This is a genomic window from Niveispirillum sp. KHB5.9 (assembly GCF_048066115.1).
Classification (GTDB): domain Bacteria; phylum Pseudomonadota; class Alphaproteobacteria; order Azospirillales; family Azospirillaceae; genus Niveispirillum.
On record NZ_JBLTYX010000011.1, the window covers coordinates 85,237 to 106,274 of the forward strand.

Consider the following 21,038-nt stretch of genomic DNA (forward strand, 5'->3'; position numbering starts at 1 on the left):
GCTGCAGCTTCCAAACCCTGGGGGGGACGGGTTGCGGAACGGGGGTCGGGGCTCACTCCACCATATCCACCCCATCGAACTGATGCCGGTTGAACGGGCTCTGCTTATAGCCGACGACCTTCTTCGACACCGGCTCGAACACCACCGAATGGGCGATGGTGACCCAGGGGGCCTCTTCCTTGAAGACGCGCTGGGCCTGTTCATAAAGCTTGGCGCGGGCCGCCTGGTCGGGCACCTGCTTGGCCTTCAGGACCAGATCCTCATAGGGCTGGTGGCACCATTTGGCGATGTTGCTGCCGCTGGTCCTGGCCGCCGCGCAGCCCAGAAGGTTGTACATGAAATTGTCCGGGTCGCCATTGTCGCCCGTCCAGCCATAGAGCGCCATCTGATGGTCGCCGTCCTGGATGCGCTTGCGATATTCGCCCCATTCGAAGCTGACGATCTTGACCCGCACGCCGACCTTGGCCAGATCGGCCTGGATGATCTCCGCCATGCGCCGGGCATTGGGGTTGTAGGGGCGCTGGACGGGCATGGCGTACAGGTCGCTCTCGAACCCGTTGGGGAACCCGGCCTCGGCCAGCAGCGCCTTAGCCTTGGCGGGGTCGTAGGGATATTCCTTGTTGTCGGCCAGATAGCCGAACACGCCCGGTGGGATGGGATTCTTCGCCGGTTTGCCGCTGCCCTGGAAGACCTGGTCCAGGATGGCCTTGCGGTCGATGGCCATGTTCAGCGCCTGGCGCACCCGCTTGTCATCGAACGGCTTCTTCTGGGTCTGGAAGGCCAGATAGCCGACATTCAACCCCTCCTGCTCCATCAGGGTCAGGGCCGGGTCCTTGGCAATGGCGGGCAGGTCGGGCGGGTTGGGATAGGGGATGATGTGGCATTCCCCGGCCTTCAGCTTGGCATAGCGTACGGCCGCATCGGGCGTGATGGCGAAGACCAGATTGTCCAGCGGGGTCTTGCCGCCCCAATGTTCGTCGAAGCGGCGATACCGGACCTGGGCATCCTTCTGATAGGTGACGAAGCGGAAGGGGCCGGTGCCGACCGGGTCCTGATCATACCGTTCCGGCGTGCCCTTCTTCTTCAGGAAGTCGGCATATTCGGCCGACGTGATGTTGGCGAAGTCCATGCCCAGATCGGCCAGGAAGGGGGCTTCAGGCTTGGCGAGCGTGACGCGGACGGTATAGTCGTCCAGCTTCTCCACGGCTTTCAGCAGGTCGCCCAGCCCCATGCTCTTGAAGAAGGCATAGCCGCCGCCGGAGACGGAATGGAAGGGATGGTCCGCCTTCCATTGCCGGTTCAGGCTGAACAGCACGTCATCGGCGTTGAAATCGCGCGTGGGCTTGTAATCCTTGAAGGATTGCCACTTCACGCCCTTGCGCAGGAAGAAGGTATAGACCAGCCCGTCAGGCGAGATTTCCCAGCGCTCGGCCAGTGCGGGCACGATCTTGGTCGTCCCCCGTTCGAACTTCACCAGCCCATCATAGAGGGGGCGGGTGGCATCGAAGGTGGTGCCCGAGGTGTTCAGCGCCGCGTTGAAATTCTCCGGGCTGCCTTCGGCGCAATAGACCAGTGTCTTGGGCGCCGCCAGGGCCGGCACGGCCCCGAAACCCGCCAACGCGCACGCAACCATGGCTGTCCGCCACGCCATACGACCCATGCTGAACCCCGTCCGCCATATTTATTGTGTGGCGTCGTCAGGGAATGTCCGCCCTGCGCGCCGTGCATTGCGGTGCAGTAGAACAGGGGGCAGGGCAGGGGTCAATGGTCAGAACCTTAGGGGTCAGAACCTGGGAAGCTCCGCGAAGGGCAGTTGCCCACCGCCGACCCGCATCCAGCCGCTGTCGGCACAGCGATGCAGCGTGGGGAACAGCTTGCCGGGATTCAGCAGCCCATCGGGGTCGAAGGCGCATTTCAGCCGCGTCTGCTGTTCCAGGTCGGCTTCGCTGAACTGGTCCGGCATCAGGTCGCGCTTTTCGATCCCCACCCCATGCTCGCCGGTCAGCACCCCACCGACCTCCACGCACAGGCGCAGGATGGCGGCCCCGAACGCCTCCACCCGCTCCAGTTCGCCCGGCTTGTTGGCATCGAAAAGGATCAGGGGATGAAGATTGCCATCACCGGCATGGAAGACATTGGCGACCCGCAGCCCAAATTCCCCCTCCATCTCCGCCATGCGGGACAGGACCCGGGGCAGGGCCTTTCGCGGGATGGTGCCATCCATGCACATATAGTCGGCACTGATCCGGCCCACGGCGGGGAAGGCGGCCTTGCGCCCGGCCCAGAAGGCCAGCCGTTCGGATTCGTTGGTCGATATGCGCGGCGGGCGGCCACGGTGGGATGTGGTGATCTCCGCGACCTGGGCGATCAGCGCATCGACCTCCGTCGCCGGCCCGTCCAGTTCCACGATCAGCAGCGCCTCGACATCGCGCGGATAGCCCACCTGGACGAAATCCTCCGCCGCATGGATGGCCGGCCGGTCCATCATCTCCATCCCGGCCGGGATGATGCCGGCGGCGATGATGGCGGCCACGGCGTCACCGGCATCGACGGTGCAGTCGAACCCGACCAGCAGGGCGCGCGCCACCTGTGGCCTTGGCAGGATGCGCACCGTCACCTCCGTCACCACACCCAGCAGCCCCTCCGATCCGGTGACCACGCCCAGCAGGTCGTAGCCACCCGAATCGAGATGCTTGCCGCCCAGGCGCAGCACCTCGCCCGCCATGGTGACGAACTCGATGCCCAGCAGGTTGTTGGCGGTGACACCATATTTAAGGCAATGCACGCCGCCGGAATTCTCCGCGACATTGCCGCCGATGGAGCAGGCGATCTGGGATGACGGATCGGGGGCGTAATAGAAGCCGCGCTCGCCCACCGCCTGGCTGATGGCCAGGTTGGTGACGCCGGGCTGCACCACGACGGCGCGGTTGTCGTAATCGATGTCGAGGATGCGCGACAGTTTGGACAGGACCAGCAGCACCCCGTCGGCCAGCGGCAGGGCACCGCCCGACAAGCCCGTACCGGCCCCGCGCGGCACGACCTTCACCCCCATCTCGTGGCAGATACGCAAAGCCGTTGCGACCTCCCTGGTATTGCGGGGCAGGACAACCAGCATCGGCATCTGGCGATAGGCGGCCAGGGCGTCGGTGTCATAGGCGCGCAGCGACGCTTCGTCGGCGATGACGCCGCCGGGAATTGCCCCCTTCAGCCGGCGCAGCAATTCACCCCGTTTGGTGAAGGCTGTCGGGTCGGGCGGGGGCATGGTCGGCATGGGTGCACTTCACCGGATGGGGGCAACAGGCGCCAACCATGCGGCAAAGCAAGGGGGATGCGGAACCCCCAAATGCGAAAACCGCGCCCAGAGGCGCGGTTCCTGCCTGCCGGGACGAAACCGCCCCGGCCAAACCTTACCGGTAACTCAGCCCTGGCGGGCCTTGAAACGCGGGTTCAGCTTGTTGATGACGTAGACACGGCCCTTGCGGCGGATGACGCGGCAAGCCTTGTGGCGGGTCTTCATCGACTTCAGCGAATTCACGATCTTCATGATAAGCACTCTGGCGCTGGAGGCGTTCTTTGCGAGGCGCGGAACATAGTCGCGGGTTGCCCCCCTGTCAACCGGACAGGCGCTTTTCCGCCATGCAACCCCCACCCGCGCCGCTGAAAGCCCGATTCTGAAGCCTAATCAGCTCAACTCAGCGGGCTTCAGGGCATAGAATCGGTAGTAACGCAGGCCCGATGACAGGGCTGCGACCCGTCGTGCCCACATCTCCACCTCCTCCACCACGGCCAGCTTGGTGTCGTGATCCATGCTGACCGTTTCCAGATGCTTCACCAGTTCCTGGATGGCGTTCAGGATCAGGGCGCGGTGGTTGTCGGTATTATCCTCGGTGATGCGGATATCCAGGTTGCGCTGGGCCAGCGCGCCCACATATTGCTCCACCGTCCAGGGCGAGGGCTCCACCGGCTCTGCATGGATCCAGCCGTCGAAATCGCGGCCGCGGGCATGGCCGGGATCGATCACGTAATCGGTGAACAGCAGCTGGCCCTTGGGCTTCAGCACCGCCTCGATACCGTCGATCAACCGGTCCTTGTTGCGGATATTATAGAAGGTCTCCTTGGAGAAGATGGCATCCACCCGCTTGCTCCAGGCGAAATTCTCCAAATCCGTGGACAGGATCGGCGATTGCCGGGCCAGACCCGACTTCTGCGACCGGAACATCCCGGCCTCAGCCAGCACGGGATTGCCCTCCACCCCCGTCACCCAGGTGCCGTATTGCTTGGCCATGGCGCGGGTGGCCCCGCCCAGCCCGGCGCCGATATCCAGCACGCTCATCGCCGGGTTCAGGCCCAGGGGCTTCACGATGGTGGGAATGAACTCGTCCCCGCCGGGTGACGAGAAGCCGGGACCCCAGATTTTCTCCACCACCTCGATCCGGGTAGCGGTCCAGAGCGGCTTGCCGCGGCGGTTCAGGTGCTTGGCGTCGCCCTGGGCGCTACCACCACCACCGACGCCTGCATGGGACGCATACGCATCCTCGCCGGCTTCGCCGGCGCGGCGTTGGACGTCGATACCTTCCCACCACGCCAGGAATCGATCCTTGAGCGTCGGAGGGGGGGCGGACACGTCATCGGTGCTGCGGGTAGCGGCCATGCGATCGATAAGGCGCTGTCCATGTTGCGACGTCGTGGAGATTACCTCTTATGCGTTTCAGGGGAAACAGTCTTGCATGAGACATCTCGCACGGAATATGCATCCTGAATAATGCGGCCCTAATAGCTGCCCATAGCAAGGTCAGCCACCAGCCCTGGTATTCTCCATTCCAAACATGGAGAAATGCCGCGTTGTGACGGGGTATTTGCCCCCTTCGCGCCATGCGTTGCGTGCGTGGGCGGGCCCTCAGCCCTGCTATCATTTGGTAACAATCCACGGCTTTGATAGTGCATCCCGCCAATATCCAGTGTAGGGTCATGTTGGGATGGCTGCTGGACCGGCACCTCGCGGATATGCTTTCCGCGTGGCGCAGAACCGGGTACTGTCCTTGCAGCCGGTCCCACCGGTGAAGTTCCCTACACTATGACAGTCGAGTTCGAGACCACATGTACGAGCGCCGTTCTCCGCAGAGCCCGCAGATCACCCGCCGCAGCGTCACCGCCACGGTCAAATGGTACAACCCCACGAAGGGCTTCGGCTTCGTGACCCTGTCCGACGGGTCGCCCGATGCCTTCCTGCATGCCTCGGTCGTTCAGGCCGTCGGTCATGACGCCCTGGCCGATGGCACGACCATCGTCTGCGATCTGTCGCAGGGTCAGAAGGGTCCGCAGGTTGCTTCGATCCACAGCGTCGACACCTCGACGGCTCAGCCGGCCCGCCGTGGCCCGGGTGGCCCGGGCGGTGGTGACCGCTTTGGTGGCGGCGGCGACCGCTTCGGCGGTGGGGACCGCTTCGGTGGCGACCGCTATGGTGACGCCCCCCGCGCCCCGCGCGTTGCGCGCAGCTTCGACAACGGCCCGACGGAGACGATCGAGGGCGTGGTCAAGTTCTTCAGCGCCGACAAGGGCTTTGGCTTCGTGACCCCCGATGGCGGTGGCAAGGACGTGTTCGTCCACATCACCGCCCTGGAGCGTTCGGGCGTCCGTGCGCTGACCCCGGAGCAGCGCGTGCGTCTGCAGACCAGCATGGGTCAGAAGGGCCCGCAGGCCAACCGCGTCGAGATCCTCTGATCTCTGATCCGCGTTTGTCCTGACGCTGCTCTTGCGTCACGTGGTTGAAAGTTTGGCGACGTTGCCCCAACGGGCGGCGTCGCCTTTCTTTTTTCTGCGTCAATGTTTCTGGCGATTCGCCGATTGCAGGGGCTTCTGGGGCTGTCCTGCCAATCAAGCCTTGCCATCTTCTATTCCACCGGGCGACCATGTGAAAAACATGAGGCCCCGGACAGGCAATGCGATCCCCCCATATCCCAACGATTTCCCGCCGCCTTGCCGCGGGTCTGCTGACCCTGTGTCTGGCAGTTCCCGCCGTTCCGGCCCAGCAGGCACCGGAACCTGCATCGGCGGCCAAGGCCAAGCAACTGGTCACCGCGCGGCGCCACATGGTGGTGGCCGCCAATCCGCTGGCCGTGCAGGCGGGGCTGGATGTGCTGCGCCAGGGCGGCAATGCCGTGGACGCCGCAGTGGCGGTGCAGGCGGTGCTGGGGCTGGCGGAACCGCAATCGTCCGGCATGGCGGGCGGCGCCTTCATGCTGCTGGCCGAACCGGGCGGCAAACTGACCACCTATGACGGGCGGGAGGTGGCGGGCGCCGCCGTGACGCCCAACCTGTTCATCGGTGCCGACGGCAAGCCCATGGGTTTCCTGGACACCTTGCCCCAGGGCCGCGCCGTGGGCGTACCGGGCGTGGTGGCCATGCTGGCCCAGGCCCATGCCGCCCATGGCAAGCTGCCCTGGGCCGGGCTGTTCAAACCCGCCATCGATCTGGCTGATGCCGGGGTACCCGCCTGGCCGCGCATGGTGGGGGTGCTGACCGACTGGCGCCGCATGCTGGGCAAGTCGGCGGACATGAACCATGTCTATTACCGCGACGGTGCCGGGCCGCCGGCCTTGGGAGAACGCGTACCCATGCCGGAACAGGCGGTCAGCCTGCGCCTGCTGGCGGCTGCCGGTCCCGACGCCTTTTATCGTGGCCCCATCGCCAAGGCCATTGTCACCCGGTTGAGCCAAGCGGCGGGTGATAGCGGCACGCCGGTGCTGACCCTGGAGGATATGGCGAATTACCGGGCCGTGGAGCGTGACGGCATCTGCGTGCCCTATCGCGTCTGGAAGGTTTGCGGCATGGCCCCGCCCTCGGCCGGCGGCGTGGCGATCCTCCAGATCCTGGGCATGCTGTCCCAGTATGACCTGCGCGCCATGGGCAAGGATGATCCCAAGGCTTGGCATCTGCTGATGGAGGCCAGCCGCCGCGCCCATGCCGACCGGGAGGCGCATGTCGGCGATCCGGACAAGGTGGCGGTGCCGACCCGTGGCCTGATCGATGGCGGCTATATCGCATCCCGTGCCGCCGGTATCGATCCGGCCCGCGCCGCCACCGGCCCGGTACCACCGGGCGAGCCGCCCTTCCGCACGGGTGCCTTGTTCCCCGCCGCCGACGGGCCGGATGTGCCCTCGACCACCCATTTCTCCATCGTCGATGATGACGGGCGGATGGTGTCGATGACCAGTTCGGTGGAATTCGCCTTCGGCTCCGGCCTGATCGCCGGTGGATTCGTCCTGAACAACCAGATGACCGATTTCACCTTCGTGCCGACCAAGGATGGCAAGCTGGTGGCCAACGCCCCAGCACCGGGCAAGCGCCCGCGTTCCTCCATGGCGCCCACCGTGGTGTTCGACAAGGACGGTCGCCCCGTGCTGGCCGTTGGCTCCCCCGGCGGCACCGCCATCATCGGCTATGTGGCCGAAGCCCTGGTGGCCATGCTGGACTGGGACCTGGACCCACAGGCCGCCGTCAGCCTGCCCATCCTGTTGAACCGCAACGGCGCCACCCAGATCGAATCCAGCCCCGCCGCCGACGGGCTGGCCAGCGCCTTGGCCGCCATGGGGCATGAGGTGAAGCGCGACGCGGTGAACAGCGGCATCCACGCCATCCGCATCACGCCCACCGGCATCCAGGGCGGCGCCGATCCCCGCCGCGACGGGGTGGCGATGGGGGATTGAGTGCGATCGGTTCAAACCGTTCCGTTTGGACCGTGAATCGCACGGCAACCCAAAAATCATCCCAGTTTCCGTGCAGCCTCGACAGCCACGGCCATGGCTTCCACCCGCGACAGGCGCGTGGCGGCCAGGGTCAGGTCACCCAGACGGAACGCGTCCAGCAGCAGGCGCAGTTCCGCCGCCATCTCATCTTTCACGCCCTTCACCGCGCGGGCGTGGGTGGTGACGGGTGCGGCGGCGATGGCGATCTCCCATTGTCCGCCATTGGTGGGGCGTGCCGGGGCGGCTTCCGCCAGTTCCAGCAGGGCACGGGCGCGGGCCGCCGGATCGCGCAGGGTGGCGGCCGCCTTTTCCTGCGCTGTGCGGTGGGCCTGGGCCAGTTCCACCGCCCTCTCCCCCTTGGCCTGGAACCGGGCGGGCGCCAGGATGCGGGCGAATCCGGCCAACTGCCGGTCGATGGCGGCCAGATCCAGCTCGAACGATGCTCCCAGACCCAGGCGGGTGAAGGGATCGACATCCCCCGGCGGCTGGATCGACCCGCAGCCATGGCAGAACAGGGCGCGGGGGGAAACGGCACCGGCGCAATGCCAGCAGGGCAGGGTGGTTTCCATGGACATCATTCCTTCACGGCGCGGGCGGCGAGCGGCAGATAGCAGGCCAGGAACCGGTCGATATCGGCCTCGGCACTGTCCCAACCCAGGCTGACGCGGATCGCCGATCCCGCCACATCCTCCCCATACCCCATGGCGGTCAGGACGGGCGAAGCCTTGACCTTGCCCGATGAACAGGCCGATCCGGCGCTGACGGCGATGCCGGCCAGATCGAAGGCCATCAACTGGCTGTTGGCACCGATGCCGGGCAGGGCGAGGCAGCTGGTATTGGCCACGCGCTGGGCGTCGGCGCCGATGATCCGCACATGCGGGGCGGCCTGTCGTACCGCTGCCTCCAGCCGGTCACGCAGATTGGCGATGGTGGCATAACCTTCCAACCCTTGCTTGGCCGCCTGGGATGCGGCCCCGAATCCGGCGATGCCGGCGACATTCTCTGTTCCCGCCCGCATCCGCCGCTCCTGCCCGCCGCCACGCAGCAGCGGGGCCAGCGGCACCGAGGGGGCGGCCAGCAGGGCACCCACACCCTGTGGTCCGCCGAGCTTGTGCGCCGACAGGGTGACGAGGTCGAGGCCGAGTGCCGCCATGTCGAAGGGAATGCGCCCCACCGCCTGCACCGCGTCGCTATGCAGCCAACCGCCATGCCGGTGGACCAGCGCTGCGATCTCCGCCAGTGGCTGGATGATCCCCGTCTCGCTGTTCACCGCTTGCACGCTGACCAGGGCGGGGCCTTCCGCCAGAAGGCTTTCCAAGGCCGTCAGGTCGATCCACCCGTCATGGCCGACCGGGATGATCCCGGCCCCCGGCCCGATGCATTCCAGCACCGACGGGTGCTCCGTGGCACCCAGCAGCAGGCGGCGGCCATGGTGAGCAGCCAGGGAAAGCGCCTGGTTGTTGGCCTCCGTCCCGCCGCCGGTGAAGGTGACCTGGGCGGCGGTTGAGCCGGCCAAGGCGGCCACCTGCTCGCGGGCATCCTCCACCAGACGGCGGGCCTTGCGGCCGAAACCATGGATGGAGGACGGGTTGCCCAGTACATCCAGGGCGTTCACCATGGCGTCGCGCGCCGGTGCCCGCAGGGGGGAAGTGGCGTTCCAGTCGAGGTAAAGTGGGGTGCGCATGGGCTGCTTTTCCGCCAAAGGCTTGAATTTCCCTGCGAAGAGGCTTGAATACGAATATGGGCGCTGTGATATAGTCCGCCCCCGTCCCATCGCGGTTAACGCGACGGGACAGTCCCGTGGACGGCGGGGCGTGCCCGTTCCGGGTGCGGTCCGACGGCCCACAACGCCTGAGGCAGTCCTATAGAATGACAGGGATGGACGGTCAAGAATCGCCCCCCGCCCATGGCCGCCCGGCCCTGGGTCGTTTTATCGTCGCTGCCGCCCGCCTGTTGACGCTCGCCCCACGCATGTCTGATCGGGACCGGTGAATCCATGCCTGACGTGATCATGAACGGCCCCGCCGGCCGTCTGGAAGGTCGCTACTCCCACAGCAAAGTGCCGAACGCGCCCATTGCCCTGCTGCTGCATCCGCATCCGCAGCATGGCGGGACGATGAATAACCGCATCGTCTATACGCTGTTCCACGCCTTCACCAAGCGGGGCTTCTCCTCGCTGCGCTTCAATTTCCGCGGGGTGGGCCGCAGTCAGGGCACCTATGACCGGGGTGAGGGCGAACTGTCCGATGCGGCCAGCGCGCTGGACTGGTTGCAGACCTACAATCCCAACGCGTCGGCCTGCTGGATCGGCGGGTTCAGCTTTGGCGCCTGGATCGGCATGCAGCTGCTGATGCGCCGGCCGGAACTGGACGGGTTCCTGTCCATCGCCCCGCCGGCCAACATGTTCGATTTCAGCTTCCTGGCCCCGTGCCCGGCCTCTGGCCTGATCGTGCATGGCGACCGGGACGAGATCGTGCCCGAGGCGTCGGTGACCCGTCTGGTCAACAAACTGTCCTCGCAAAAGGACATCAAGATCGACTATCGCCGTCTGGAAGGGGCCAACCATTTCTTCAACGAGAAGGCCGATGACCTGGGCAAGATCGTTGACGACTATCTGGATGTGGCCCTGACCAAGCCGATGGGGCCGAACGCGGTTTAAGAGCGGTGGGTAGAGTGGTGGATAGCACGCTCGCCCCCCTCATCGACGCCGTGCGCGCCGGGCAGCCCTTGCGCCTGACGGCGGGCGGCAGCAAGCCCGGCCTGGGCCATGCCGTCACGGGGGCACCGCTGTCGCTGGCCCCCCTGTCGCGCGTCATCTCCTACGATCCCTCCGAACTGATCCTGGTGGCCGAACCCGGCCTGCCCCTGGTCGAGGCACAGGTTCTACTGGCCACCAAAGGGCAGGCACTGGCGTTCGAGCCGCCGGACCTGGGGCCGCTCTATGGCCGGCCCGCTGGCGGCGGCACCGTCGGCGGCACCGTGGCCACGGGCCTGTCGGGGCCAGCGCGGGTGCGGGCGGGTGCGGTGCGGGATCATGTGCTGGGCATGACGGCCCTGTCGGGCGACGGGCGGCTGTTCCGGTCGGGCGGCAAGGTGGTGAAGAATGTCACCGGCTTCGACCTGCCCAAGCTGCTGACCGGCGCCCATGGCACGCTGGGCATCATGACGGAGATCGTGCTGAAGGTGCTGCCGGCGCCGCCTGTCTCCAAGACCCTGGTCCTGGCGGGGATCGAGGGGGAGGACGCGAGCCGGGCCCTGGCCGATGCGCTGGGATCGGCGGCGGAGGTGGGGGCGGCGGCCTGGACCCCGTCATACCTGCCGCTGGATGGGTTGCTGCCCGACCGTACGCCCTGCGTGCTGCTGCGGCTGGAGGGGGTGGCCGTGTCGGTGGCGGAGCGGCTGTCGGCTCTGGAAAGCCTGCTGGGCGGGCGGGCGGCCATGGCGGTGCTGGACGGGGACGAATCGGCGGCACTCTGGGCCTGTCTGCGCGATGCCACGCCGCTGGCGGAGCGGCCCGACCTGGATGTCTGGCGCCTGTCTGTGCCGCCGATGGCGGGGATGGGGGTGCTGGCTTCCGTCAGGGCGGCGATCCCGCGGGCGCTGGGCTGGCTGGATTGGGGTGGAGGGCTGGTCTGGGTGGGCGTGCCGGGTGGTATGGCGGATGCCTGGGCTGGCGTGGTGCGGGCGGCGGTGGGCGGCGATGGACATGCCACGCTGATGCGGGCACCCGATGCGGTGAAAGCGGTGATCCCCGTCTTCCATCCGCAGCCGGCGGCGGTGGCGGCTCTGTCGCAACGGGTGCGGGCTCAGTTCGATCCGGCCGGCATCCTCAATCCCGGGATCATGGGGGGCTGATGCAGACCCATTTTACCCTGACGCAACTGGCCGACAGTGGCACGGCAGAGGCGGAGAAGATCCTGCGCACGTGCGTGCATTGCGGCTTCTGCACGGCGACCTGCCCCACCTATCGTCTGACGGGGGATGAGCGCGACAGCCCACGGGGCCGCATCTATCTGATCAAGGACATGCTGGAGAAGGGCCGGCCGGCGGGAGAGGTAGAGACCCACCATATCGATCGCTGCCTGTCGTGCCTGTCCTGTATGACCACCTGCCCGTCGGGCGTGCATTACATGCATCTGGTCGACCATGCCCGCGCCCATATCGAACGTACGGGCAAGCGGCCTGTGAAGGTACAGCTGAAGCGGTTGGCCCTGCGCCTGATGCTGCCGCATGCGGGGCGGTTCCGGGCGGCGATGGGGCTGGCGAAGGCGGCAAGGCCCTTCCGCGCCCTGTTGCCGCCCGACCTGCGGGCCATGCTGGACCTGGCGCCCGACCGCGTGCATCCGCGCAGTGCGCAGGAGGGACCGGCGACATTTCCGGCGCAGGGGCAGCGGCGGATGCGCGTGGCCCTGCTGCCCGGTTGCGTGCAGCCGGCACTCGACCCCGCCATCAACGCGGCGGCGATCCGCCTGCTGAACCGGCTGGGGGCCGAGGTGGTGGTGGCCAAGGGCGTGGGCTGCTGCGGAGCGCTGACCCATCATATGGGCCATGACGGGCACGGATTCGCGACGGCCAATATCCAAGCCTGGATGGCGGAATTGGAAGGGGCGGGGCTGGACGCCATCATCGTCACGGCCAGCGGTTGCGGCACCACCGTGAAGGATTACGGCTACATGTTCCGCGAAGATGCGGACATGGCGGCCCCGGCGGCCAAGGTGTCGGCCCTGGCGCGCGACGTGACGGAGGTGCTGTCCATGCTGGGCCTGCCGGCGGGGACCCAGGCGCCCCGGCCGCTGCGCGTGGCCTATCATGCCGCCTGCTCGCTTCAGCATGGGCAGAAGGTGAAGGAACCGCCGCGCGATCTGCTGCGGGCGGCGGGCTTCACATTGCTGGACGTGCCGGACGGGCATCTGTGCTGCGGATCGGCCGGCACCTATAATCTACTGCAGCCGGAGATGGCCGGGCAGTTGCGCGATGCCAAGGTGGCGGCGATCGAGAGCACCCGGCCCGATATCATCGCCGCCGGCAATATCGGCTGCATGACCCAGATCGGGTCGGGCACGCCTTTACCCATCGTGCATACGGTGCAGCTTCTGGACTGGGCCACGGGTGGGCCGACGCCCGACGGGCTGACATGAAAAAGGCCGCGCGGTTCAGCACCATGCGGCCTTCTTCGACATTCAGGTCCAAACCTTACGCCTTGGGCTTTTCCGCCGGGGAGGCCACCTTGGGCTTGCCGGCATTGCGCAGGACCATGGCCAGATGGGAATGCAGGTTGGCGTTGGCGGCCAGGATGGAACCGCTGGCCAGCGGCGACTTGCCGGGGCCGATCTCGCTGACGAAGCCGCCGGCTTCGGTGACCAGCAGCAGGCCGGCGGCCATGTCCCAGGGCTTCAGGTCGGCTTCGAAGAAACCGTCGAAGCGGCCGGCCGCCGTATAGGCCAGATCCAGCGATGCCGCACCCCAGCGGCGCGTGCCCGCCACCTGGCCCATCAGGGCCTCCAGCTGCTGCAGGAACACCGGCGCGTTGCCATGGCCCTTGAAGGGGATGCCGGTGGCGATCAGGCTGTCGGCCAGCGCGCGGCGGGAGGAAACGCGCAGGCGGGTATGGTTCAGGAAGGCGCCCGCACCCTTTTCCGCCCAGAACATCTCGTCATGCACGGGTTCGTAGATGACGCCGGCGATGATCTCGCCCTCGCGCTCCAGCGCGATGGAAACGGCCCAATGCGGCAAGCCGTGCAGGAAATTGGTGGTGCCGTCCAGCGGATCGACGATGAAGCGGTGGGAGGCGTCCTTGCCTTTGATCTCACCCGATTCTTCCATCAGGAAGCCGAAATCGGGGCGGGCCTTGGACAGTTCCTCGCGCACGATACGCTCGGCCTTCTGGTCGGCGGCGGAGACGAAGTCCGACGGGCCCTTGCGGGACACCTGCAAATGCTCGACCTCGCCGAAATCGCGCAGGATGGCCTTGCCGGCCTTCTCGGCCGCACGGGTCATGACGTTCAGGATGGCCGAACGGGCTGCCATGGTTGAACACTCCACAATGACGAAGAAACCGCGGGATCGAAGCCCGCCTATTTAAAAGCGAAACGCCCGCGCGTGTCGATCCGCGCGGGCGCTCGAAAGCGGGAAGGTCAGGGACAGATCAGTCCTTGTACCGCTCCATATACTCGCCGGTCTCGATATTGACGACGATCTTGGTGCCGGCCTCGATGTGCGGCGGAACCAGGACGCGGGCGCCATTTTCCAGAACGGCCGGCTTGTAGGAGGAAGAGGCCGTCTGGCCCTTCACCACCGGATCAGCCTCGGTGATCATCAGGACCACGGACTGCGGCAGTTCGACCGACAGGGGCGAGCCTTCGAAGGACTGCACGACGACTTCCATGCCGTCCTGCAGGAAGATCTTGCCGTCGCCGATGATGTCGCCGGAGATGGTGACCTGTTCGAAGGTCTCCTTGTCCATGAAGGTGAAATTGTCATCTTCAGCGAACAGGAACGTCATCTCATGATCGTCCAGACGGGCACGCTCGACCGCTTCGCCGGTGCGGAAGCGCTCGATATTCTTGTTGCCCGACTTCACGTCCTTCATTTCCAGCTGGATGAAGGCGCCGCCCTTGCCGGGCTGCACGATCTGGGTGCCGGTGATGACATAGAGACGGCCGTTATGCTCAAGGATATGACCCTTGCGCATGGTGTTCGCATTGACCTTCATGACGCTTCTCAAACTTTCAGGAATCGAGCGGCGCGGAACCTAACAGGTTGCCCGGTCTGAGGCAAATGCCCCGTGTCCCCGCCCGCCGCATAGGCAACCGGCGGGCCGTGCAAGGGCCGCGTGACGGAATTTTAGCATGAAGCCCGACCATTTGCCGCCATTTGGCCGTGTTTGGGTTATAAGGCAGCGTTGATCGGGCCGAAGACGCGGATGGATGATGGTTGTGGGTGAGGGGGCCGCTCCGGTGGCCATGGTGAAGAAGCTGCGCATGGTGACGGGCATCGTCGCCCTGTTTGCCCTGGTCCTGGACCAGGTGAGCAAGCAATGGGTGTTGACCAGCCTGCTGCCCTGCCTGTCGGGGCCGCCGGGTCCCGGCTGCGCGGTGAATTCGCCCTTCATCGAGGTCACGGGCTTCTTCAACATGGTGGTGGCCTGGAACTTCGGGGTCAGTTTCTCGATGTTCTACAGCGAGCATGACCTGATGCCCCTGGCCCTCAGCCTGCTGGCCGTGATCATCTGCGCCGGGCTGCTCTGGTGGGGCCGTCACAATGACAAGGGGCTGGTGGCGTTGGCCACCGGCATGGTCGTGGGGGGCGCCGTCGGCAATGTCATCGACCGGTTCCGTTTCGGGGCCGTCGCCGATTTCCTTGACTTTCATGTCGCGGGCTGGCACTGGCCGGCATTCAACGTGGCGGATTGCTGCATCGTCGTCGGAGTGTGCCTGTTGTTGATCGACGGGCTGTTCTCCGGGGCGGAGCGGCGCTAGAGTGCGGTCGGTTCGAACGAGGTCGTTTGAACACTGAATCGCGGTATTGAGACTCTGCTCCTCGTTCAAAGGGTACGGATCGGACCATGGGTGTGTTGAAGCAAGTGCGCAAGGCGGCCGTGCCGGCCATCACCATTATCGCCATGGGCGGCCTGCTGTCGGGCTGCGGCCTGTTCGGCGGCCATGATGCGCCGGATGAGTTCATGGTCGTGGCCCGCGCGCCGCTGGAAGTGCCGCCCGACTTCTCGCTGCGCCCGCCGCAGCCCGGCAGTCCGCGCCCGCAGGAGATGGAGCGTGACACCCGCTCGCAGTCCAGCGTGTTCGGCGCCAGTGCTGCCGGCAGCGGCGCCCTGATCGACCCGCGCACCAGCCCGCAGCAGTCCAACGGCGAAGGCGCCCTGCTGGCCCAGGCCGGCGCCGATCAGGCCAGCCCCGACATCCGCGCCATCGTCGACCGGGAGAATCCCGGCGTCGTCGTCGGCACGCCCGGCTTCCTGGACAAGCTGATGTTCTGGAAGGACGAGCAGAACCCGGAAGTTCTGCCCCCGCCCGGCGGCACGCTGTCCACGACGCGCGAGAGCGGGAAGTAAGTTTTTGAGTTCCCTCAGGCGCCGGGCCGGCAGTCGCCGGCCTGCGATGTCCAAGGACATCGCCTCTGTGTTGATCGAAGCCCTGCCCTTACCGGCGGGGCTTCGTCATTTCGGGGGCACGCATGTTGGGACAAGGCATCGCACCCGCTTCCCAACCGTCCCCGTCCGGCCTATGTTCCGGCCATGACCGACGCACGCCAGACCCCGACCGCCGCCCCTCAGGGCATTCCCCCGCGTCCCCCCGCCGGGGAGGAGGGGCGTTTCTTCGGCTTCCGGGAGATCGACCCGACGGAGAAGGCGCCCCTGGTCCAGGGCGTGTTCGGCAGCGTGGCCGGCAAGTACGACCTGATGAACGACCTGATGTCGATGGGCATCCACCGGCTGTGGAAGGATGCCTTCGTCGATCTGGTCCGCCCGCGCGAGGGTGAGGCGCTGCTGGATGTGGCCGGCGGCACGGGCGACATCGCCTTCCGTCTGAAGAAGCGCGCACCCGGCGCCAATGTCACCGTCTGCGACCTGACCCTGTCCATGGTGCGGGTGGGGCGTGACCGCGGCATCGATGACGGCGTGCTGACCGGTATCGACTGGACGGTCGGTAATGCCGAGGATCTGCCGTTCCCGTCCCGGTCCATGGACGCCTATACGATCGCCTTCGGCCTGCGCAACGTCACGCGCATCGACAAGGCGCTGGCCGAGGCGCGGCGCGTGCTGAAGCCCGGCGGACGCTTCTTCTGCCTGGAATTCAGCCATGTGGTGATCCCCGTCGTGCGGGAGATCTATGACAGCTATTCCTTCCACCTGCTGCCCCGGCTGGGCGGCATGGTGGCCGGCGATCGTTCCAGCTACCAGTATCTGGTGGAAAGCATCCGCCGCTTCCCCGAGCAGCAGGCTTTGTGCGCCCGGATCGAGGCGGCGGGCTTCACCGGGGCCAAGGCGCGCAACCTGTCGGGCGGCATCGCCTGCATCCATTCCGGCTGGCGCGTCTAGGCATGCTGCGCGCCACCCGCAATCTGCTGCGCCTGGCCGGCATCGGCCGCACCCTGGGCCGCCATGGTGCCCTGCCGGTCGAGCTGTTCCGTGACGCCAGCCCGTTCCTGGCCCTGGTCATGGGCTGCCTGAACCGCAGCAAAGTGCCGGGCCGTCCGGGCCAGCGTCTGGCGGCCGCCCTTCAAGCGCTGGGACCCAGCTTCATCAAGCTGGGTCAGGTTCTGTCCATCCGCGCCGATCTGGTGGGCGATCAGGTGGCCGAGGATCTGGCCGAACTGCGCGACCGGTTGCCGGCCTTTCCCGGCGCCGATGCCCGCGCCATCATCGAGGCGGAACTGGCCCGGACCATCGCCGAGCTTTACGCCCGCTTCGACGACAATGCCGTGGCGGCGGCCAGCATCGCCCAAGTGCATTTCGCCGAGACCCATGATGGCCGCCTTGTCGCGGTGAAGGTGCTGCGGCCGGGGATCGAGGCGGCGTTCCAGCGGGATATCGACCTGCTGCTGTGGCTGGCCGGCTGGGCCGTGCGGGTGCAGCCCAAGCTGCGCCGGCTGAAGCCGGTGGCGGTGGTGGAGACCTTCGCCCGCACCGTGGCGCTGGAGATGGATCTCAGGATGGAGGCGGCGGCCGCGTCCGAACTGGCGGAGAATTTCAAGGGCGACCAAACGTTCGGCGTGCCCGCCATCGACTGGGACCGCACGGCCCGGCGGGTGATGACCCAGGAGCGCGTCATCGGCTTTTCCATCGACCGGGTGGAAGAGATCAGGGCGGCCGGGCTGCAGGCGGATCGGCTGCTGGCCCATGCGGCGGACGCCTTCTTCAACCAAGTGTTCCGCGACGGCTTCTTCCATGCGGACATGCATCCCGGCAACATGTTCGTGACAGAGCAAGGAAGGCTGATCGCGGTCGATTTCGGCATCATGGGCCGGATCGACCGGCAGACGCGGCTCTATCTGGCCGACATGCTGATCGGCTTCCTGAACCGCGATTATGACCTGGTGGCCAAGGTGCATTTCGATGCCGGCTTCGTGCCGGCCAGCCAGGACCAGGAACTGTTCAAGCAGGCTGTCCGCTCCATCGGCGAACCGCTGCATGGACGCCCCCTGTCCGACATCTCGGTTGGCCGGTTGCTGGCCCAGATGTTCGCCGTCACCGAGAAGTTCCAGATGGAGACGCAGCCCCAGCTGCTGCTGCTGCAGAAAAGCATGCTGACGGCGGAAGGCATGGGCCGCGTCCTGAACCCGCATGTGAACATGTGGGAACTGGCCCGACCCCTGATCACCAGCTGGATGATCGAGAATAGGGGGCCGGAGGCGCGCGTCGCCGACCTGCTGACCAATGTCGCCGGCATCGCGCGGCGGTTGCCCACTCTGGTCCGCGACCTGGAGCATGCGGCCAACGTGCTGGTCGAAGGCGGCGGCATGCGCCTACATCCCGAGTCGGTGGCGGTTCTGGCCGCATCGCGCGAGCGGGAAGGCCGCCGCTGGCGCCGGCTGGGCTGGGCTGGGCTGCTGCTGGCGGCGGCCGGTCTGATGGCCGCCCTTCTTTAGTTTTTCGTATTCCTCAATCGCCGGCGCCCACATCCGTGGGCTTGGCTTACGCCGCACGAGCGGCGCGGCGGCGGTCGCCGCCAGGACGGCTGTAGGCCGTCCTGGCGAACCATCCGGCTTGACACGCCACCCCCTTCACACGCACCTTCCCTCCCGTCCAAGGGGAACCCCGGCAAGGGGCTGAGACACCGCATGGACCGCCAGCAGGCGGCACCGGCGCGGGAACCCTTCGAACCTGATCCGGGTCGTACCGGCGTAGGGATGGAAGCATAGGGGCCTGATCTGCCCCGCTCGTGCCGCCGCACCCCGTGCGCATGCCCGGATCTCCATATCAAGGGAGGTCCAGATGCCAGATACCAACATTACCGATCCCGAATTCCGGGTCACCACCGGCCCGCTGCCGGCCAGCCGCAAGATCCATGTGGCCGGGGAGCAATTCCCCGGCATCCGCGTGGCCATGCGCGAGATCGACCTTTCACCCAGCGCCAACGAGGCGCCGGTGCGGGTCTATGATCCGTCCGGCCCCTATACCGACCCCGCCGTGCGCACCGATATCCGCCTGGGCCTGCCCGAGTTGCGCCGCTTCTGGGTGGTGGGGCGCAACGATGTCGAGGCCTATGAGGGCCGCGAGGTGAAGCCGGAGGATAATGGGCTGCGCGAGGGGCAGGAGAGCCCCGTGCCGCTGTTCGACCGTGCCGGCCGCCGGCCGCTGCGGGCCCGGCCGGGGGCCAATGTCAGCCAGCTGCATTATGCCCGCCAGGGCATCATCACCGCGGAGATGGAGTATGTCGCCATCCGCGAGAATCTGGGCCGTAAGCGGATGGCGGAGCAGGCGGTCCGGGATGGAGAGGATTTCGGGGCCAGCATTCCCGATTACGTGACCCCGGAATTCGTGCGGGAGGAGATCGCGCGCGGCCGGGCCATCATCCCCAACAATATCAACCACCCGGAGACGGAGCCGATGATCATCGGCCGGAACTTCCTGGTGAAGATCAACGCCAATATCGGCAATTCGGCCGTCACCTCCTCGGTCGCCGACGAGGTGGACAAGCTGGTCTGGGCCATCCGCTGGGGTGCGGATACGGTGATGGACCTGTCCACCGGCCGCAATATCCACACGATCCGCGAATGGATCATCCGCAACAGCCCCGTGCCCATCGGCACCGTACCGATCTATCAGGCGCTGGAGAAGGTCAATGGCAAGGCCGAGGACCTGACCTGGGAGCTGTTCCGCGACACGCTGATCGAGCAGGCGGAGCAGGGGGTGGATTATTTCACCATCCATGCCGGCGTACGCCTGGCCCATATCCCGCTGACCGCCAAGCGCGTGACGGGTATCGTCAGCCGTGGCGGCTCCATCATGGCCAAATGGTGCCTGGCCCATCACAAGGAGAATTTCCTCTACACCCATTTCGAGGAGATCTGCGAGATCATGAAGGCGTATGACATCGCCTTCTCGCTGGGTGACGGATTGCGGCCCGGCAGCATCGCCGATGCCAATGACGCCGCGCAGTTCGCGGAGCTGGACACGCTGGGCGAGCTGACCCAGATCGCCTGGAAGCATGACGTGCAGGTGATGATCGAGGGGCCGGGCCATGTGCCCATGCACAAGATCAAGGCCAACATGGACAAGCAGCTGAAGGTCTGCGGCGAGGCCCCCTTCTATACGCTGGGGCCGCTGACCACCGACATCGCGCCGGGGTACGACCACATCACCAGCGGCATCGGTGCGGCCATGATCGGCTGGTTCGGCACTTCCATGCTCTGCTATGTCACGCCCAAGGAACATCTGGGCCTGCCCGACCGCGACGATGTGAAGGTCGGGGTCATCACCTACAAGCTGGCCGCCCATGCCGCCGATCTGGCCAAGGGCCATCCGGGGGCACAGGAGCGGGACGACGCCCTAAGCCGGGCGCGGTTCGAGTTCCGCTGGCGGGACCAGTTCAACCTGTCTTTGGACCCGGAGACGGCGGAGAAATACCACGACCAGACCCTGCCAGCGGAAGGGGCGAAGCTGGCCCATTTCTGCTCCATGTGCGGCCCGAAATTCTGCTCCATGAAGATCACGCAGGAAGTGCGGGATTATGCCGCCGCCCAGGAGGGGATGGCTGCGATGTCGGCCCAGTTCAAGGAGGCCGGTGGGCAGGTTTACCTGTCGGACAAGCCGATCCCGGAAGATCATCACTGAGACGAAAAAGCCCCCGTCCGGCGTGCGGACGGGGGCCTTTCCCAAGGCCGATCAGGCCGGAGATGCCGTCAGGCGCGGGCCAGACGATCCATCTCCTCCTTCACGCGCAATTTTTCCATTTTCAGGCGGGTCAGGGTCGTTGTGTCCGGCAGGGGACGGCGAGATTCCATCCGCACCTCCCGATCCAGGGTCTCGTGCTTGCTACGCAGGGATTCAACACGCTCGGGGAACAACATACGGCCTCTCCTTCGATTCTGCGATGGAACAACTGACCAGTCTAGGTTGTTGGTACCTGAAACGCGGCTGGGGCCTTCCTTAAATCCGTTAACCACGGGGTCACGATCCTGACATGGAATCGTCACGCCCGTGCTACGCATATGGATAGGTCGAACGGGTTTTTCGAGGGGCGGACTACCACCCTGGACGAAAACCATCGGGGGCGTTACATCACCTCCATGGCAGATCACCTCCCACAGCCGGCCGGTTCATCCGGTCCTGAC

19 protein-coding genes and 1 riboswitch are annotated in these 21,038 nt (G+C 66.3%); of the genes, 10 read left to right on the plus strand and 9 right to left on the minus strand.

The window, feature by feature from the left end:
• Positions 1–52 precede the first annotated feature (52 nt).
• From ACM9HJ_RS18190 to ACM9HJ_RS18205, 4 genes are all read right to left on the minus strand, one after another.
• Positions 53–1,633, minus strand: a complete 1,581-nt coding sequence (locus ACM9HJ_RS18190; RefSeq protein WP_416573180.1) for an ABC transporter substrate-binding protein — start codon at positions 1,631–1,633, stop codon at positions 53–55.
• Between the two features lie 150 nt (positions 1,634–1,783).
• Entirely contained in the window at positions 1,784–3,262 is a 1,479-nt protein-coding gene (locus tag ACM9HJ_RS18195; RefSeq protein WP_416573282.1) for an FAD-linked oxidase C-terminal domain-containing protein, read from the minus strand.
• Positions 3,263–3,418: 156 nt separating this feature from the next.
• Positions 3,419–3,544 (minus strand): type B 50S ribosomal protein L36, encoded by a 126-nt coding sequence (ykgO, locus tag ACM9HJ_RS18200; RefSeq protein WP_029014073.1) that lies wholly within the window; start codon positions 3,542–3,544, stop codon positions 3,419–3,421.
• A 138-nt stretch (positions 3,545–3,682) separates the two neighbouring features.
• The gene (locus ACM9HJ_RS18205; RefSeq protein WP_416573181.1) at positions 3,683–4,624 is read right to left on the minus strand and encodes an SAM-dependent methyltransferase; all 942 of its coding nucleotides are present in this window, start codon (positions 4,622–4,624) and stop codon (positions 3,683–3,685) included.
• Positions 4,625–5,097: 473 nt separating this feature from the next.
• Between ACM9HJ_RS18205 and ACM9HJ_RS18210 the strand changes: the two genes are divergently transcribed.
• Together ACM9HJ_RS18210 and ggt are read left to right on the plus strand one after the other, a co-directional pair.
• A complete protein-coding gene (locus ACM9HJ_RS18210) occupies positions 5,098–5,721 on the plus strand; it encodes a cold-shock protein (protein WP_416573182.1) in 624 nt (207 codons plus the stop codon).
• 218 nt (positions 5,722–5,939) lie between these two features.
• Positions 5,940–7,706 carry a gamma-glutamyltransferase gene (ggt, locus tag ACM9HJ_RS18215; RefSeq protein ID WP_416573183.1) on the plus strand — a complete coding sequence of 589 codons (1,767 nt, stop codon included), beginning with the start codon at positions 5,940–5,942 and terminating at the stop codon, positions 7,704–7,706.
• 56 nt (positions 7,707–7,762) lie between these two features.
• On the opposite strand, the gene ACM9HJ_RS18220 is transcribed toward ggt, so the two are convergent.
• Positions 7,763–8,314 carry a hypothetical protein gene (locus ACM9HJ_RS18220; RefSeq protein ID WP_416573184.1) on the minus strand — a complete coding sequence of 184 codons (552 nt, stop codon included), beginning with the start codon at positions 8,312–8,314 and terminating at the stop codon, positions 7,763–7,765.
• A 5-nt stretch (positions 8,315–8,319) separates the two neighbouring features.
• Positions 8,320–9,429: a cysteine desulfurase family protein gene (locus tag ACM9HJ_RS18225; protein ID WP_416573185.1), complete on the minus strand. Its 1,110-nt coding sequence runs from the start codon at positions 9,427–9,429 to the stop codon at positions 8,320–8,322.
• A gap of 312 nt (positions 9,430–9,741) precedes the next feature.
• On the opposite strand from ACM9HJ_RS18225, the gene ACM9HJ_RS18230 reads away from it, so the two are divergent.
• The 3 genes from ACM9HJ_RS18230 to glcF are packed head-to-tail and all read left to right on the plus strand — an operon-like array spanning position 9,742 to position 12,883.
• A complete protein-coding gene (locus tag ACM9HJ_RS18230; protein ID WP_416573186.1) occupies positions 9,742–10,404 on the plus strand; it encodes an alpha/beta hydrolase in 663 nt (220 codons plus the stop codon).
• Positions 10,405–10,421: 17 nt separating this feature from the next.
• Positions 10,422–11,600 (plus strand): FAD-binding protein, encoded by a 1,179-nt coding sequence (locus ACM9HJ_RS18235; protein WP_416573187.1) that lies wholly within the window; start codon positions 10,422–10,424, stop codon positions 11,598–11,600.
• Positions 11,600–12,883, plus strand: a complete 1,284-nt coding sequence (gene glcF / locus ACM9HJ_RS18240) for a glycolate oxidase subunit GlcF (RefSeq protein ID WP_416573188.1) — start codon at positions 11,600–11,602, stop codon at positions 12,881–12,883. The genes ACM9HJ_RS18235 and glcF overlap by 1 nt, the downstream gene beginning before the upstream one ends.
• 55 nt (positions 12,884–12,938) lie before the next feature.
• On the opposite strand, the gene ACM9HJ_RS18245 is transcribed toward glcF, so the two are convergent.
• Complete coding sequence (locus ACM9HJ_RS18245) at positions 12,939–13,772, minus strand: inositol monophosphatase family protein (RefSeq protein ID WP_416573189.1); 834 nt, start codon at positions 13,770–13,772, stop codon at positions 12,939–12,941.
• A 118-nt stretch (positions 13,773–13,890) separates the two neighbouring features.
• Entirely contained in the window at positions 13,891–14,457 is a 567-nt protein-coding gene (gene efp, locus ACM9HJ_RS18250; protein WP_416573190.1) for an elongation factor P, read from the minus strand.
• 214 nt (positions 14,458–14,671) lie between these two features.
• On the opposite strand from efp, the gene lspA reads away from it, so the two are divergent.
• From lspA to thiC, 5 genes are all read left to right on the plus strand, one after another.
• A complete protein-coding gene (gene lspA / locus ACM9HJ_RS18255; RefSeq protein ID WP_416573191.1) occupies positions 14,672–15,223 on the plus strand; it encodes a signal peptidase II in 552 nt (183 codons plus the stop codon).
• 86 nt (positions 15,224–15,309) lie between these two features.
• A complete protein-coding gene (locus tag ACM9HJ_RS18260) occupies positions 15,310–15,813 on the plus strand; it encodes a DUF3035 domain-containing protein (protein ID WP_416573192.1) in 504 nt (167 codons plus the stop codon).
• A 183-nt stretch (positions 15,814–15,996) separates the two neighbouring features.
• The gene (locus ACM9HJ_RS18265; RefSeq protein ID WP_416573193.1) at positions 15,997–16,800 is read left to right on the plus strand and encodes a class I SAM-dependent methyltransferase; all 804 of its coding nucleotides are present in this window, start codon (positions 15,997–15,999) and stop codon (positions 16,798–16,800) included.
• A gap of 2 nt (positions 16,801–16,802) precedes the next feature.
• A complete protein-coding gene (gene ubiB / locus ACM9HJ_RS18270) occupies positions 16,803–18,350 on the plus strand; it encodes a 2-polyprenylphenol 6-hydroxylase (protein ID WP_416573194.1) in 1,548 nt (515 codons plus the stop codon).
• Between the two features lie 150 nt (positions 18,351–18,500).
• Positions 18,501–18,629: riboswitch (TPP riboswitch) on the plus strand.
• Between the two features lie 67 nt (positions 18,630–18,696).
• Positions 18,697–20,538 (plus strand): phosphomethylpyrimidine synthase ThiC, encoded by a 1,842-nt coding sequence (gene thiC, locus ACM9HJ_RS18275; RefSeq protein ID WP_416573195.1) that lies wholly within the window; start codon positions 18,697–18,699, stop codon positions 20,536–20,538.
• Positions 20,539–20,606: 68 nt separating this feature from the next.
• Here thiC and ACM9HJ_RS18280 read toward each other — a convergent pair whose 3' ends face one another.
• Positions 20,607–20,774, minus strand: coding sequence for a YdcH family protein (locus ACM9HJ_RS18280; RefSeq protein WP_416573196.1), 168 nt, complete (start codon positions 20,772–20,774; stop codon positions 20,607–20,609).
• Positions 20,775–21,038: the final 264 nt, after the last annotated feature.